This is a genomic window from Caryophanon tenue (assembly GCF_001700315.1).
GTDB lineage: Bacteria > Bacillota > Bacilli > Bacillales_A > Planococcaceae > Caryophanon > Caryophanon tenue.
The window spans coordinates 20654-35957 of the sequence record NZ_MASJ01000008.1 but is presented as its reverse complement, the minus strand read 5'-3'; the positions used below and the strand labels follow the sequence as shown (position 1 = coordinate 35957).

Here is a 15304-nt window from a genome sequence, read left to right as displayed (position 1 = left end):
CTTTATGATAAAACACACAAAATGAAACGTAAAAAGGTTGAAAATACATGATGGAACATCCATTTTATCAAAAAAATCTCGTTTTTACTGGCGCATTATCGACCATGACCCGTCATACCGCAGCACAAAAAGCAAGCGCATTTGGTGCAGTTATGCAAGGCGCAGTAACTACACACACCCATTTCGTCATAATAGGCGATAAACGCCGTGGCATTAGTACAAAGCATGCCAAAGCGCAGCACCTGATTGCACTTGGTCACGACATTCAGTTACTAGAAGAAGCCGACTTTTTATGGCTACTATCATTTAACGAAAAAGGAGCATCCCATACGTAATGGGTGCTCCTTTTGATTATTTACGTAAGCTTTTTAACATAACTGCGCCAAATAATACAAGCACAGATATAACAGCTGCGGACATAAATAAGCCACTAAAGCCTTGCTGTGCTGCAAGTGTCGTCATATCCGATACGGTGTCGGTAATCACTTGACGTAATGCGGGGTCTTGTACTTGACCGACTAATGCCTGCATATCGGTATCGCTCGAAATTTGCCCGATTAATGTGCCAAGTTCTGCTTGTGCAGCTGGTGATAAATTTGCGGCTTCGACGTTTTGTTGTAGTTTACTCGGGAAGTCCGTCGCAAATAATGTCGGTAATTCATTGAAGCCGCGTGTAATAAAGCCAGCATAAATCGTCGGTGCAATCGTCATACCAATTTGGCGTGCGAGTGATAACGATGCAAGCGCACTTCCTTGATTGTCGCCTGCACTTTCCGTTGCTAAAATATTGAGCGGCGCCCCTAAAATAACGCCAATCCCAATACCGACAATAAACGAACTAATAATAAAGAGCCAAATGGCATCCGTAAATTGTGCAAACAGTACATAACCAATTCCTGATAGCACACCCGATAATACAACCGTAAAAATCGGGCCACGCTTATCCGTTAATGCACCACCCGCTCCTGCACCAATCCCTGCGGCAATTGCAAGTGGCGTCATCCAATAGCCTGATTTTGACTGTTCAATGCCTAGTACTTGCTCTGTAAAAGCTGGAATGAAAATCATGCTCGCTAATAACGCACCTGAGAATGCCCCAATTAATAATGTCATTAAATACGGGCCACGCTTTAAGAGCTGAATCGGTAAAATCGGGTCACCCCCGCGCTTTTCTAGACGGCTTTCATGTACGAGTAATACTGCAAATAATACGATACCACCTAATAAGAAGCCATATACATGCGGAGACAACATACTATCAACAATATTGACGCCCTCTAAGTTCGTCAAACCGTACATAATCGCTAAAATGCTCAGTGATAATAAGACGGTGCCCATTAAATCGAGCTTCCCTGCTGTATCTGCTGTCGTTTCTGTTAATTTCGTAAACCCTAAATATACTAAGACAATCGCAATTGGAATATTAATTAAAAATAAAATATGCCAGTTTCCTGTAAAGTCCAATAAAATACTGCCTAAGTTTGGGCCAATTAATGATGCAATGCCGTTCACACCACCAAGCGCGCCAAGTGCCTTCCCTTGTTGCTCCTTCGGTAATGTCGCCAAAATATGCGACGACGCAATGATGAAAATACCACCGCCACCAAGCGCCTGTACTAAACGTGCCAATAAATAAAATTCAAATGTTGGACTGAGGGCTACGAGCAAGGAACCGAGCCCAAAAAGCGCAATTTCAATAATAAAAAGCTTTTTGCGCCCATAACGGTCTGACAGTTTCCCGACAATCGGCACACTGATGGCAAGACCGAGTGTATAAATCGTTACACCCCATGCGCCCCAGTTAGCATCGACATTGTACGCGTCATTAATGGTCGTTAACGCCGCGGAAATAATGCCGTTATCGAGCGCTGCCATAAACACACCAATCATAAATAGCGGTAATACCCACTTATTATGACCTTCGACCTGATTTTGTGTCATAAAAACACCTCCTGTACGTATTAATTTACTAAATTAATTGTGTCTGCTTCAAGTAAAAAGCGAAAAGAGCTTGAGACAAAACAAAGTGTTAGGAGAAATCTCGTCATTTCTCCTAACACTTTTCTGCTTTCGTCGCACACATTTAAGCAAGCTTTTTTCAATGGCGCTTGCTACATGCAATATACTCAACTTTTTATACGCGCGGTGAATCGTTATACTGTCGCATATGTATCCGTATGAAGCGGTGAAATGTTCATCTACATCACACCATTTCGTCCTGGCATAAAAAATCAACATATATTCTATTGAACCTGCATCGCACTTTTCTTCACATATAAAAAGAAAAAGCATGTTAACGTTAAACTAATCACACCAAACACAATCCCCATTTGCTGTAGCCCGATTAAATCGAGTAGTGCGCCCGTTGATAATAAGACGATTTGGAATAACACCGTATCAAACATATTACGGAAGGCAAAAAATCGACCGTGGTGACTTTTCGGCACTTGACGCTGGAAAATTGTCATCATTGACGGGAAGAAACACCCAACTGCAAAGCCGAATACAGCAAATGTTACAATCGGCATCCACGAGATATGAGAGAAGCCAAGCGATAAATCAAGTACACTAATAACTAATGCCACCGTAAATAACAATTGTGTCGGTGTCATATACGTCGTTAGTTTTCTCACAAAAAATGCTCCGAGCATAAAGCCAATCCCTTCAACTGTATATAAAATACCGGAGATGGACTGATTTTGCTGTAGCTCGACAATGTTAATAATCACTAAATTAAACGACCCTAAAAACAATGTTGGAATAACGGCTAAACAAAATGCCATTAACACAATGGGCTGCTCTTTAAAAATCGGCAATACTTCTTTAAAACTGCCGCTATGTTTTGCCTTCGCCTGCTGTTGTTCCTCGTCAATTTTCAGCATAAACATACACCCAAGCATTAATACATACATAATAAGTGAAATAATATATAGCCAAATTAAATCGACAGTCACAATGAGTAATCCGGCTGCCGCTGTTCCGATAATGCGGCTAATGGTACGCACATTCATATGCCAGCCGTTCATCGTCATTAGCTCGTCGTCTTTTACGACAATCGGCACAATCGCCTGCATTGCTGGCATAAAAAATGCTGCCGCAATTTGTAGCACAATTAAAAAAAGCATCATCCATACAATGGACTCGAAATAAATCGCCACAAACATAAAGAACACACTGATAATTCGACCGACTGATGACCAAATCAATACGCTCTTTTTCGCGTAGCGGTCAACCATTTTTCCCGCAATTGGTCCTACTAAAAACCCTGCAAGCATACCAATTGCCAGAAGTACTGACTTATGAAAGTCAGATGGAATTAATTGTTGCATAAAGCCTAAGTTACCGATAATGCCTGCCCATAAACCAAGCCCTACAATTAATTCACCAATTAAAATAATCCATACATTTCGATTGTGCCACATATATTCACTATACTCCCTTATTGTTTCACTGTTGTCGCTGTAAAAGACGCATTAAAAGTGTCCCGATAATCGCACCGCCAAAAATGCCTATCCCTGTCGCTGAAACACTAATACCATTCCACTGCCCAACGAAAATGCCACTTAAAATCGTCACAAAGCCGACAATGACAAACACTAATGTTGCAATCGCTGCATATCGTCTTTCTAGCTTGCGCGCACAAACCATTGTAATCAGTAAGACAATACCACCCATTAATACTGTATACGCTAATAAATTCATGTCGTTCTCCTCCTTTCTCTATAGTAGAGGAATTTTGCAGAAAATAAAATTTTTAAAATTTTTCATTTTTTCTGAAACTTTTTCACAAACTTTACGTAAATAAACTAACAGCACATAAAGGAGGTGAATTTGATGGTACTCGGCTACCCAATGACAACTGTTTATATGACTGTGCTTATTGTCGCAGGGCTTTTAACGTTACTATATCTTATACTCGCAGACGCGATAGACGGCGCACTTGATAGTATTCCGTTCTTTGACTTAGCTGTTCTGCTCCCACTCATTACGATTACCGCCGCAATTGGCTACACACTCGAAACCTTCACATCTTGGCAACACACCTTAATTTTTATTCTCGCACTTATTGGCGCATCAATTGCGACCGCACTTCTGTATTACTTTTTATTTGTACCGCTTCGCAAATCCGACGTTTCCCTCGCCTATACCGACGCGTCCCTTGAAGGGCAAATTGCACGGGTGTTAACACCAATTCCCGTTGATGGCTACGGCGAAATTTTAATCGAAGGGGTAAGTGGCAATATTTCAAAACGCGCACAAAGCTACACAAATCGCGCCATTCCATTTGAAGCGATTGTGATTATTATCGAAGTGCAAGACGGTGTCGCATACGTTGCCGAACGACACACATAAAAGAAAACGCTTTCAATTTATACAGAGCAAGGCATTGCCGTAATGGCAGATGGTAAAAAACAAATCAATTGGAGGGATTTTAGTATGACAAATGGTATTTTAATCGCAGCAGGAATTGTCGCCGCCGTTATTTTAGCAATTATCTTCTTATACGTTACAAAATATCGCACAGCAGGACCAGATGAAGCACTTATTGTCACAGGCAGTTTATTAGGCAGTAAAAATGTGCACACCGATGAATCCGGCAATAAATTAAAAATTATTCGTGGTGGCGGTACATTCGTCTTCCCTGTATTCCAACAAGCAGAGCCACTAAGTTTATTGTCGAGTAAACTAGATGTTACAACGCCAGAAGTCTATACAGAACAAGGCGTTCCGGTAATGGCAGATGGTACAGCCATCATTAAGATCGGTGGCTCGATTACGGAAATCGCAACAGCCGCCGAGCAGTTTTTAGGCAAAGCAAAAGCAGACCGCGAAAACGAGGCGAAGGAAGTACTTGAAGGTCACTTACGTTCGATTTTAGGTTCAATGACCGTTGAGGAAATTTATAAAAACCGTGATAAATTCTCACAGGAAGTACAGCGCGTTGCCTCAAATGACTTAGCGAAAATGGGCTTAGTCATTGTATCATTCACAATTAAAGATGTGCGCGATAAAAATGGCTATTTAGAAGCACTTGGGAAACCACGTATTGCACAAGTAAAACGCGATGCTGATATTGCCACAGCCGAAGCGGATAAAGAAACACGCATTCGTCGTGCACATGCAGACCAAGAAGCGATGCGTGCTGAGCTAGAACGCGCAACTGAAATTGCGGAAGCAGAAAAAGAAAACCAATTAAAAGTTGCCGAATACCGCGCACAACAAGATATTGCAAAAGCGCGCGCAGACCAATCCTATGAACTGGAATCGGCACGAGCGAAACAACAAGTTATGGAGCAACAAATGCAAATTCAAATTATTGAACGTCAAAAGCAAATCGAGTTAGAAGAACGCGAAATTTTACGTCGCGAGAAGCAATATGATTCAGAAGTCAAGAAAAAAGCCGATGCCGACCGTTACGCCGTTGAACAAAAAGCAATTGCCGATAAGATGAAAGAAATTGCCGAAGCGGACGCTGAAAAATACCGTATCGAAACGCAAGCGCAAGCCGATGCAGAAAAAATTCGCCTTGCTGGTCTTGCTCACGCAGAATCAGAGCGTGCGCGTGGTACAGCGGAAGCAGAAATTATTCGCCTACGCGGTTTAGCAGAAGCGGAAGCGAAGGAAAAAATTGCCGAAGCATTCGAGCAGTTCGGACAAGCAGCCGTACTCGACATGATTGTAAAAATGCTACCAGAATACGCACGTGAAGTGGCTGCACCACTGAGCAATATTGACAAAATTACGGTTGTTGATACAGGAAACGGCGCTGGCGCAAACAAAGTGACATCGTATGCAACGAATTTAATGGCAGGGCTTCAAGAAACATTGAAAGAATCATCAGGCATTGATATTAAAGAGTTAATTAATGCCTACGTAGGCGTTCAAGCACCTAAAAAATTACCAAAAGTGCCGATGCCAACAGGAGAAAAAAGCGAATAACTCTATGTAAAACGTCTATGACAAAACAAAGTGGTAGGAGAAAAGTCAACATTTCTCCTATCACTTTTCTATGCTTGCTGTTACTCCGCAGATTGCTTAATTGTATTGATTATCCATGAATCTTTCTCTCTCATTTCTATACATTAAAATATTTAGATGATATTTACAAATTCACAGTATCCTAAAGCAATGTTATATGACTTTCCTTCATTTATACATAAAAAAGAAATGGTTTGTTCGCACATCGCCATTTCTTCTTGTAGAGTTTCTTCTATTATAATTATATTATTCATGAATCTTTTCAAGCCACACAATTTTGACGGGTTGCTTTTGTTGAATACCACGTTCAAAATATAGCTCGCGATTTTCTCCAACTGCAATATGGGCTTCTACAACTGCGTTACAAGCCATTTCAACTTGAGCTTTGTAGCGGCCAACTGGTGGAAGCATATAATAATCTGCGACACCGCGCTTTGTGCAATATTTTGTATAATAATAATTACCTAAAAACTTCGGTACAGCTGCGACATTTCCTGATTCAACACATTGACGAATAATGGTTGAACTAATTTTTTCGCCATTTTTTTGCGCCTCTTCAACAATTGTGACACCGATACCTTGCTTTGTATACGCACGTAATGTTTCGTGATTACCGCTCGCTTTTCGCCCGTAGTGATAGTCAAAGCCACAAACAATATGTTGGGCGCCTAGTGCTAACACATAGCCTTCAATAAAATCGTGCGCTTCAATCTTTGAAAATGCCTCGTCAAACTTCACGACGTAATAATAATCGACACCTAGCTGCGCAAGCTTTTCAATACGATCCTCAAGCGGCTCTAAATAATGCACCGCGCCACCTGTTTGAATAACGCTTTTAGGGTGAGGGAAAAATGATAAAATCGCTGTCGACAGCTGTTGTTCAGCTGCTTGCTGTTTTGCATTTTCAATTACTTGCTGATGTCCTAAATGTACCCCATCAAAATATCCGAGTGCCATGACTGACGGCGCTTGCTTCCCCTTTAGCTGCTGAATATTGTGTGCATCGACATAAACGACTTCCATCATGTTCCCTCTCCTTTCATTACGCGCGCTGTAATTGCTGTGCGACTTCGTAAATTAAATCTTCCTGACCACCGACTGCTTTCATATTGCCAAGCGTCATTAAAATATCACGCTCATCGACACCAAATTGCTGTGCGGCTTTTTGCGCATGCAACAGGAAGCTTGAATAGACACCGGCATGCCCTAACACTAAGCTACCAGCTGTAATTTCTTGTGGTTGCTGCATGATTGGCGCAATGACATCCGTTGCAACGTCTAGTAATTTATATAAATCAATGCCCGTTGCATACCCATATTTCTCAAGAACCGATACCATTACTTCTGTTTGTGTATTCCCAGCACCTGCTCCTAATGCGCGCATACTGCCGTCAATAAACGTCGCACCAGCTTGTACGGCTGCGACTGTGTTTGCCATTGCCATTGATAAATTATTATGCGCATGGAAACCGATGTCGCATGTTAAAGCGTCGCGCAGTGCCTCGACACGTACAGTTACATCTTGTGGCAACATCGCACCGGCAGAATCCGTCACATAGACAACTTCCGCACCGTACGATTCAAATAGTTTCGCTTGCTCCACCACTTTTTCAACAGGCGCCATATGGGCCATCATTAAAAAGCCAACTGTTTTTAAACCAAGCTCGCGCCCAAGCTGAATGTGCTGTGCCGCTACATCTGCTTCTGTGACATGTGTCGCAACGCGTACCATTTTCGCGCCGGCAGTTACGGCATTTTGTAAATCTTGCTTTGTACCGATACCGGGAATTAACAGTACAGATACGTCGGAATTTGTACACTCTGACGCGGCTGCTTCAATCAGTTTTAACTCATCTGTTGCCGATAAGCCGTATTGTAACGATGAACCACCAAGCCCGTCACCGTGTGAGACTTCAAAATAACGAACACCAGCTGCATTTAAGCCTTTTGCAGCGGCACGTACTTGTGCTTCTGTAAACGCGTGACGCACTGCATGACTCCCATCGCGTAAGGATACATCTAAAATTGTAACTTGGCTCATTGCGTTACCTCCTGTAAAGCGTGACGTGCTATTTCATTCGCCACTTGTACGGCAGCGGCTGTCATAATATCTAAGTTGCCTGCATACGCCGGTAAATAATCGGCAGCCCCTTCGACTTCGACAAACACCGAAATTTTTGTACCTTCAAACACCGTATTTGCTTTTAAAGAATAGCCCGGCACATATGCTTGTACCGCCGTAACCATTTCTTCAATCGATGCACGGATCGCGTCTTCATGTCCAGCTTCTTCAACAAGTACATGAATCGTGTCACGCATAATAATCGGTGGTTCTGCTGGGTTTAATAAAATAATCGCTTTCCCTTTTTTCGCACCGCCTACGACTTCAATCGCACGTGACGTTGTCGACGTAAATTCATCAATATTGGCACGTGTTCCAGGACCAGCACTTTTACTTGAAATGGTCGCAACAATTTCTGCGTACGCTACTGGCACTACGCGGCTAATCGCATGAATCATCGGAATCGTTGCTTGTCCACCGCACGTTACCATATTGACATTGGCTTTATCTAAATGCTCCTGTAAATTAACAGGCGGAACAACGAACGGTCCAATCGCAGCTGGTGTTAAATCAATGACCTTTTTGCCAGCTGCTGTTAACGCATCACTGTTTTGTTGATGTGCATAGGCACTTGTTGCATCAAATACGATATCAACTAAATCTAAACGCTCAACTAAGCCGTCAATACCTGTCGCAATCGTTTCATAGCCGCGTTTTGCGGCACGTTGTAAACCGTCTGAGTTTGGGTCAATACCGACCATGACACTCATTTCAAGCACATCGCTGCGCTCGATTTTATACATCAAATCCGTTCCAATATTGCCTGAACCGATAATACCTACCTTAAGCTTTGTCATTGAATCACCGCTTTCTGTAAAAAGGTAGCGCTTACTTTTCCAAGCGCACCGAAATCTGCTTCAAATACGTCTCCTGCTATAAATGGTACCGCTTTTGACACCGCACCTGACAAGACGAACATACCTGGCTCAATCGTAATACCGTACTGGTTCACCGCATTCGCCAGCCATACAACTGCTTCAAGTGGATTGCCAAGCACTGCCGCACTCGTTGCTGTATCGAAGACCTCACCATTTTTAGACGCTGTCATTGGAATGGCTGTAATGTCAGCAATGTCCTCAAGCTTCGTCTTTGTATCACCGAACACTGCACCAGCGGACGAACCGTTATCGGCGACTGTATCCTCAAACTTAATACGCCAATCCGCAATACGACTATCAATGACTTCAATTGCTGGGACAACGTAGTCAACAGCGGCGATAACATCGGTCACCGTCACGTTGCCAGCTAATGCTTGCTTAAATACAAAGGCAAGCTCAAACTCCACTTTTGGCTGAATAAAACGATCCACATCAATCGTACGCTCAAATACCATTGACTCTAAAATAAAACCGTAATCTGGTGTATAAACGCCGAGCATATCTTGCATCGCTTTACTTGTTAAACCAATTTTTAAGCCTTTGACACGATCGCCATTTGTTTGCTTTTCGGCAATTTGTGCTAATTGAATACGGTATGCATCGTCCGCTGAAATAACCTCATATGTGTCGGTTAACGGGGCGATTGGTTGCTTCGTACGCTCTGCTTCTTGCAACGCACGTGCTGCTGCTTGAATATCCATCCACTGTCCACTCCCTCTACTCTAAACTGTTTCGAATTGATGTAAGCTACGATATTGACCACTAAAGAACAATAACGGATCTTTGTCGGTAATCTGTAGATCTAATACTTGCCCGATAAATAATGTATGGTCACCTTCTACATGCGTTGATACAACTTGACATGCGATTTGTGCGACAACACCATCAAGCACAGGTAAACCTTCTAATTGATTGAAAACGACTGGTTCTTCTCCTGGACGTCCTGCAAAATGACGCGAATAGTGCTCTTGGTCGTCTGCTAAAATATTGACAGCAAATTTACCAGAAGCTTGTACCTTCTCTAAAAACTTCGCTTTATGCCCAATCGAAATCACCACTAACTTTGGATCTAACGATACCGACATAAAACCATTGGCTGTCATACCATGTGGCACACCTTCATTTTCTGTTGTTAATACTGTAACACCTGTTGCGAACTTGCCCATTGCATCTCGGAATAAACGATCATCCATTTGTAAAACCTCCATTTCTCGCTGATTACACACATCATAAAACAGCTAACATAAAAATGTGATTACAATTTTTATTGAAAATGACTGAAAAATAAATAAAAAATAATATTTTTAATTATGAATTTTCAGTGAATTCTCCGAGAATCGCTTGATGTAACGATAACTTTTGATACTTCTCAAAAAACGCCCTTTTTTCTAAAAATCGCACAAATTACTATATTTCGCGTAATTTTCTTGTTGCAAATACACATTTTTTCCCCTAGAATTCATTTCATCGGCAATAACTGCTTTTATAACTACATGCCGAAAACCGCACCACTGCCTTTTTCGTAACATGTAGTGCGTAGCAGATCACAGGAGGTGACCTTTCTTTTACCGCTTATTTGAAAGCGTTAACATTTTTCCACAAAAGTATTGGGATCAGGAAAATTTCACACAACAAGGGGGACATCATTATGCGTTGGGTAATACTAGGGTTTCTATTTTTACTATCTGTCCTGAATTACACGGATAAAGCAGTATTAGGATTAGCTGCTGAACCGATTATGTCGCAGTTAAATTTATCTTATGACCAATTTGGTTTAGTTGGTAGTAGCTTCTTCGCTGCATACGCTGTCGGAAGTATCGTACTAGGTACGCTAACGTATCGATACAATACAAAATATTTATTAATGTTAATTGCTACTGGTTGGACGGTGTCATTAGCAAGTGCTTATTTTGTCGAAACGTTAACGCACTTAATTTTATTACGTGTCGTTTTAGGATTCTTTGAAGGTGGTACATTCGGACTTTGCGTTGTGCATTTAGCACGTTGGTTCAATAGCTCGGAGCGTGGGGTCGCTGCAGCTATTATGACATCAGGAACAACGGTCGGCACATACTTAGCTGCACCGGTATTAGTACTAGGGATTTCTACAGTAGGTTGGCAACATACATTTGCATTACTAGGCGCTGGAAGTTTAGTATGGGCAATTTGTTTCTTCTTCATGCGTGATGAACCGAAAGAGCCTTTAGTAGAAGATGTGAAAACATTAGCCTCGAACACAGAAGTACCATTTAAGGATATTTTAAAAGTATTCTTCAACCCATATGTATTATCAATTTTAGTCGTTGGTTTCGTGTCAATGTGGATTACAACATGGGTATTAACATGGGCGCCTACGTATTTAACACAAATCGTAGGGTTAGAGCCACAAACGATGAGCTTAGTATTTGCCGCAATGGGGATTTCGGGAACTATCTTTGCTATCTGTATGGGTAAACTTACAGACTACTTATTTAAAAAGAACAAAAGTCTTATTAAATCGTATGACCGTGTATTAGTAACTGTATTTTTAGTTGGTGCCGCTGCATTTGCAATGACAACATTCGTTGACTCACCAATTTTAGCATCATTATTTTTAGGTGTCGGCTTAATTATGAACACAAGCTTACTGCCATTAAATGCTGCAATCAAAACGATGATTATTCCAAAAAACTTAGTTGGTAGTGTAACAGGGATTTCATTATCAATTTCAAGTATGGCTGGCGTTATCGGTCCTTGGGTAACAGGTTACTTAATCACTCTTGCAGGTGAAGATGTACGCTCTGGCTTTAACTCAGGTGTATTAGTTGTTGTGGGTCTATACTTATTCACAGCGATTGTATTAGTCGCGACACGTAAGTTAAAAATTACCGCAACAGAAAAAGCAGATGCACAACGCGCTGCTGAAGAAGCAAAAATGGATTTAGAAGTAGCTGAAGGGAATAGCTAAAAGATTCGCACATAAAAAACGCTTATCCGTTATGGATAAGCGTTTTTTTGATGGCTTGTAGTAGATAGCTCTGTGTTTTAATCCCCTCATTCAGGGTGTATTCAAATATTACGCGTGAGCAATTAGAAACAGTCATTATTGTTTCAACCCCCTCATTCAGGGTGTATTCAAACCGAGCGCAAAAGCAGAAGATATGTTTTTGCAAAACTGTTTCAATCCCCTCATTCAGGGTGTATTCAAACGCCATTTTACCTAAAAAATGCATAAATAACCACTTATATATCCATTTATTTAACAAAAAATAAGGATTTTTAACTCACAACTATCATAAAAGTAGCCTAAAATGTCGGTGCGGGTGTTCTAGCGTTTTTCTGTGCACTACACATCCGCACTAGCTCTTCTTATTATAACGTATTATTGTGTGACACCCCATTAAATAAACATAATTTTCAAACAAAAGGAAGTCCAGCCTTCGCTGAACTTCCACTTCTTTACGTAAACTTCACTTCACCAAGTAGTAGTAACGCTTGGATTAATAATAATGCATAGGCAGCGAGTGAAGCATTTTTCAATGTATCTTCTAGCTGTTCCTCAATTTGCTTAATACGGTACTGAATACCACCAATTGATAAATTTAAGTATTCCATCGTTTCCTTTAAACGCTGGTTATTCAGTAAATAAATATAGAGCGTATACAGTAGCTCTTTCTTACGTGGGTTATTGTAGTCGTATAAACCTTTTAGCATTTTTTGTGCTAAATCATGAATTTGCTCAATGCTCATGTTCGTTACTAAGTCGCCAAGCATGCCAAGCTCCTCGTAGTCCGTAAATAGCTGTTGGTTTTCAAAGCGTTGGGCAATGCGCGCCTCTTTTAACGACTGTTCGAACGATGTAAAGTGTGTAAATAATCGGCTCATCCCAAGTGCGTATGTATAGTTGGCATTTTGCTGATTCATTTTTTTCAGCACTTTCGTACAAACATTTTTAAATTGGCGTGCATCTACCGTATGCGAAGTAAGCAATACAATTTCTTCACCAATATCTGCTAAAATCGTTGGCACGCGCCATGTATCAAACATACGCGATAACTGCATGAGTTGATCATGGTAGTCGAGTAAATCCCCGACCGCTTTTTTGCTCGGCGTAATGCGAATAACAGATGTCGTATACGGCCCACTAAATTGAAATGGTAAAAACTTAAAGCTGGATTCAATCGAAGCAATGTTTTGCTTATGAATTAAACGCTCGATAATCGAACTACGCATTCGCTGCTGCTCCTCAAATTGAGCTTCCTCGTATAATATACACAGTGCTACAACGCTCGCAACTTTTTCTAAAAACATCGCATCACTTTCTTCCATCACTCGTCCATCCATATAAATAAATGAACATGTGGCGTAATGCTTTTTATTAATCGTTACAGGTGACGACAATTTAGCATAACCCGCACTTTCATAATAGGCGATATTTTGCACATCTTTTTCATAAATAAGCGTTGCAGGTGTTTCTAGCAAAATACGCTGCTCTGTCGATAACCCGCTTTGCTTTAATAACTGTCCATGTATGTCCTCTATTAAGATTGGCATATCTAGTAGCTTTTGTGCTTCATCAATCAGTTCCGCCATCGAATAACGCTCTGTCACACTTTGCGTCAGTTGGGTTTGGAATACTGAAAGACGTTCTAGCAATTGCTTATGTTGCAGTAGTGCGTCATATGTCATTTCAAGCTCCGATAAAATATTGTCGCTTTGATATAAATTCACAAGTTCTTGCTTCTCTGGTAACCAATCTTCTTCTAGACGGATTTCATACTCACAGCAGTCATCCCCTTTTGCAAAGCATTTTGTTTCAATTACGATTAACGACACGCCAAATTCATATGATAGTGCACCGCTCGCAAATCCACATAAAGTATGACAAACAGGCTCTGTTGATAATCCATGATGCTTTAATTGAATAGCCGCTTCAAATGATTCAATCCATTGCCCAGTCGTATTGATACATTCGATCGTCCCGTCATCATGACGTACAATTTTCCCGTTAAACGTAACGTCCGTCACATGCCCTAAGCGCACATGCATCTTCCCTATTTTCCCCTTACGTTCACGTTTTTCTAAATAATTTCTTGCAGCTTCCTCTCCAAAATCACGACCATATCGAAATAAAAATCCTTTCGCTTTATGTGACCCAATATTTTGTTCTAAATTTTCTCGCATCGTCATATAAGCATTCGCAGACATTAAGATTTTGCTCGTATCTTGCGTCTCATATAGTTGATCACTCATAAAAACACCCCTTTGCAATACTGCTTACAGTGCATTTTACGCAATGTTTCTCGTATTTACAATAATTTTCTACAGTTAAAATTCATTTTTTCCATAAAAATCACCATTATATTCTGACTATTCACATTATAAGATAACAACATGAAAGCCATTACAAAACGGTATGGAGGGACAAGCAAATGACGATTTTCAATGGATACCACAATAGCTGGGTACTTGCCAATGGCGTAAAAACACATTATTCATGGGCAGGAACAGAGGGGCCAGCTGTTATTTTATTACACGGAGCAGGACCAGGTGCATGTGGGGCAGCAGGCTGGCGTTTAATGTTACCAGCATTAGCAGAAGCAGGATTCCGCGCCTACGCTATCGACCAACTTTCGATGGGCTTCACAGATGTACGTGAACATGCATGGCCAGTAAACGGGCACCAAAGCCTAGTCGATCATGTACATGATTTCATCGAAGCATTGTGCTTAGACGAAGTATTTTTAATCGGTAACTCACAAGGCGCGTACGTTGCCGCTAAATATGCACTCGATCACCCTGAAAAAGTGCAAAAAATTGTCTACATCGGTTCAAATACAATTTACCAAGCAATGTTTGATGCTCCACAACGTCGCATGCGTTCATTCTTAAATGTAATTGGCTACGATTACACGGAAGAAGCGTTACGTAAATTTATGACACGTAACATGGCTGAAGGCACTGAAGTACCAGAAGAATTAATTCAATTACGTCACCAAGCTGCTACTCGCCCAGGCGTAAAAGAAGCAAATGATGCATTTGACGCATACATTGAACGTATGAATGACGATCCGAACTTATGGTTACGTTACTCATTAAAAGATAAATTACCGAAACTACAAATCCCAAGTATTTTCTTATGGGGTAAACAAGATGCCGTAGCACCAGTTGAAGTTGGCTACAAGTTAGCAGAAATGTTACCAAATGTCGAATTCCAATATTTAGATAATTGTGGACATCAATGCCAAACAGATCAACCAGAACTTGTTAACAGCATCGTCATCGACTTTTTAACAGCGGATGTGAAAGAAACAGTCGCAACAAATTTATAGACAAGAAAGGATTG

Annotated in this window: 15 protein-coding genes; 5 read left to right on the top strand and 10 right to left on the bottom strand. The window is 41.1% G+C overall.

Annotated elements, in window-relative coordinates:
- Window positions 1-47 precede the first annotated feature (47 nt).
- Complete coding sequence (locus A6M13_RS07110) at window positions 48-335, top strand: BRCT domain-containing protein (protein WP_066544416.1); 288 nt, start codon at window positions 48-50, stop codon at window positions 333-335.
- Between the two features lie 16 nt (window positions 336-351).
- On the opposite strand, the gene A6M13_RS07105 is transcribed toward A6M13_RS07110, so the two are convergent.
- The 3 genes from A6M13_RS07105 to A6M13_RS07095 form a co-directional block, all read right to left on the bottom strand.
- Window positions 352-1941 (bottom strand): MFS transporter, encoded by a 1590-nt coding sequence (locus tag A6M13_RS07105; RefSeq protein WP_066544409.1) that lies wholly within the window; start codon window positions 1939-1941, stop codon window positions 352-354.
- A 302-nt stretch (window positions 1942-2243) separates the two neighbouring features.
- Window positions 2244-3443, bottom strand: a complete 1200-nt coding sequence (locus A6M13_RS07100) for an MFS transporter (RefSeq protein ID WP_281181711.1) — start codon at window positions 3441-3443, stop codon at window positions 2244-2246.
- Window positions 3444-3447: 4 nt separating this feature from the next.
- Entirely contained in the window at window positions 3448-3702 is a 255-nt protein-coding gene (locus A6M13_RS07095; protein WP_066544399.1) for a hypothetical protein, read from the bottom strand.
- 132 nt (window positions 3703-3834) lie between these two features.
- Here A6M13_RS07095 and A6M13_RS07090 point away from each other — a divergent pair, with 132 nt between their 5' ends.
- Window positions 3835-4353: an NfeD family membrane protein gene (locus tag A6M13_RS07090; protein WP_066544397.1), complete on the top strand. Its 519-nt coding sequence runs from the start codon at window positions 3835-3837 to the stop codon at window positions 4351-4353.
- 84 nt (window positions 4354-4437) lie between these two features.
- Window positions 4438-5940 carry a flotillin lipid rafts scaffold protein FloT gene (locus tag A6M13_RS07085; RefSeq protein ID WP_066544395.1) on the top strand — a complete coding sequence of 501 codons (1503 nt, stop codon included), beginning with the start codon at window positions 4438-4440 and terminating at the stop codon, window positions 5938-5940.
- 285 nt (window positions 5941-6225) lie between these two features.
- Here the strand turns inward: A6M13_RS07085 and A6M13_RS07080 are convergent, their stop codons facing one another.
- The 5 genes from A6M13_RS07080 to A6M13_RS07060 are packed head-to-tail and all read right to left on the bottom strand — an operon-like array spanning window position 6226 to window position 10172.
- Window positions 6226-7005: an FAD synthetase family protein gene (locus tag A6M13_RS07080; RefSeq protein WP_083998259.1), complete on the bottom strand. Its 780-nt coding sequence runs from the start codon at window positions 7003-7005 to the stop codon at window positions 6226-6228.
- Window positions 7006-7021: 16 nt separating this feature from the next.
- A complete protein-coding gene (gene dmpG / locus A6M13_RS07075; RefSeq protein WP_066544388.1) occupies window positions 7022-8020 on the bottom strand; it encodes a 4-hydroxy-2-oxovalerate aldolase in 999 nt (332 codons plus the stop codon).
- Window positions 8017-8898, bottom strand: a complete 882-nt coding sequence (locus tag A6M13_RS07070; protein WP_066544382.1) for an acetaldehyde dehydrogenase (acetylating) — start codon at window positions 8896-8898, stop codon at window positions 8017-8019. The genes dmpG and A6M13_RS07070 overlap by 4 nt, the downstream gene beginning before the upstream one ends.
- Complete coding sequence (locus A6M13_RS07065; protein WP_066544380.1) at window positions 8895-9680, bottom strand: 2-keto-4-pentenoate hydratase; 786 nt, start codon at window positions 9678-9680, stop codon at window positions 8895-8897. Before A6M13_RS07065 ends, A6M13_RS07070 begins: the two co-directional genes overlap by 4 nt.
- A 21-nt stretch (window positions 9681-9701) precedes the next feature.
- On the bottom strand, window positions 9702-10172 hold the full coding sequence (locus tag A6M13_RS07060; protein ID WP_066544378.1) for a flavin reductase family protein: 471 nt from the start codon (window positions 10170-10172) through the stop codon (window positions 9702-9704).
- 455 nt (window positions 10173-10627) lie between these two features.
- Between A6M13_RS07060 and A6M13_RS07055 the strand changes: the two genes are divergently transcribed.
- On the top strand, window positions 10628-11926 hold the full coding sequence (locus A6M13_RS07055) for an MFS transporter (protein WP_066544374.1): 1299 nt from the start codon (window positions 10628-10630) through the stop codon (window positions 11924-11926).
- Window positions 11927-11948: 22 nt separating this feature from the next.
- On the opposite strand, the gene A6M13_RS16715 is transcribed toward A6M13_RS07055, so the two are convergent.
- Together A6M13_RS16715 and A6M13_RS07050 are read right to left on the bottom strand one after the other, a co-directional pair.
- Entirely contained in the window at window positions 11949-12191 is a 243-nt protein-coding gene (locus A6M13_RS16715; RefSeq protein WP_425393912.1) for a hypothetical protein, read from the bottom strand.
- Between the two features lie 226 nt (window positions 12192-12417).
- Window positions 12418-14211: a V4R domain-containing protein gene (locus tag A6M13_RS07050; protein ID WP_066544371.1), complete on the bottom strand. Its 1794-nt coding sequence runs from the start codon at window positions 14209-14211 to the stop codon at window positions 12418-12420.
- Window positions 14212-14390: 179 nt separating this feature from the next.
- Here A6M13_RS07050 and A6M13_RS07045 point away from each other — a divergent pair, with 179 nt between their 5' ends.
- Window positions 14391-15290 (top strand): alpha/beta fold hydrolase, encoded by a 900-nt coding sequence (locus tag A6M13_RS07045; protein WP_066544369.1) that lies wholly within the window; start codon window positions 14391-14393, stop codon window positions 15288-15290.
- The last annotated feature ends 14 nt before the right edge of the window (window positions 15291-15304 follow it).

What these genes read in the sequence shown, in the direction of transcription:
- A6M13_RS07110 (WP_066544416.1), top strand. Translation starts at nt 48, where the DNA reads ATGATGGAACATCCATTTTATCAAAAAAATCTCGTTTTTACTGGCGCA.
- A6M13_RS07105 (WP_066544409.1), bottom strand. Translation starts at nt 1,941, where the DNA reads ATGACACAAAATCAGGTCGAAGGTCATAATAAGTGGGTATTACCGCTA.
- A6M13_RS07095 (WP_066544399.1), bottom strand. Translation starts at nt 3,702, where the DNA reads ATGAATTTATTAGCGTATACAGTATTAATGGGTGGTATTGTCTTACTG.
- A6M13_RS07090 (WP_066544397.1), top strand. Translation starts at nt 3,835, where the DNA reads ATGGTACTCGGCTACCCAATGACAACTGTTTATATGACTGTGCTTATT.
- A6M13_RS07085 (WP_066544395.1), top strand. Translation starts at nt 4,438, where the DNA reads ATGACAAATGGTATTTTAATCGCAGCAGGAATTGTCGCCGCCGTTATT.
- A6M13_RS07080 (WP_083998259.1), bottom strand. Translation starts at nt 7,005, where the DNA reads ATGATGGAAGTCGTTTATGTCGATGCACACAATATTCAGCAGCTAAAG.
- dmpG (WP_066544388.1), bottom strand. Translation starts at nt 8,020, where the DNA reads ATGAGCCAAGTTACAATTTTAGATGTATCCTTACGCGATGGGAGTCAT.
- A6M13_RS07070 (WP_066544382.1), bottom strand. Translation starts at nt 8,898, where the DNA reads ATGACAAAGCTTAAGGTAGGTATTATCGGTTCAGGCAATATTGGAACG.
- A6M13_RS07065 (WP_066544380.1), bottom strand. Translation starts at nt 9,680, where the DNA reads ATGGATATTCAAGCAGCAGCACGTGCGTTGCAAGAAGCAGAGCGTACG.
- A6M13_RS07060 (WP_066544378.1), bottom strand. Translation starts at nt 10,172, where the DNA reads ATGGATGATCGTTTATTCCGAGATGCAATGGGCAAGTTCGCAACAGGT.
- A6M13_RS07055 (WP_066544374.1), top strand. Translation starts at nt 10,628, where the DNA reads ATGCGTTGGGTAATACTAGGGTTTCTATTTTTACTATCTGTCCTGAAT.
- A6M13_RS16715 (WP_425393912.1), bottom strand. Translation starts at nt 12,191, where the DNA reads ATGCATTTTTTAGGTAAAATGGCGTTTGAATACACCCTGAATGAGGGG.
- A6M13_RS07050 (WP_066544371.1), bottom strand. Translation starts at nt 14,211, where the DNA reads ATGAGTGATCAACTATATGAGACGCAAGATACGAGCAAAATCTTAATG.
- A6M13_RS07045 (WP_066544369.1), top strand. Translation starts at nt 14,391, where the DNA reads ATGACGATTTTCAATGGATACCACAATAGCTGGGTACTTGCCAATGGC.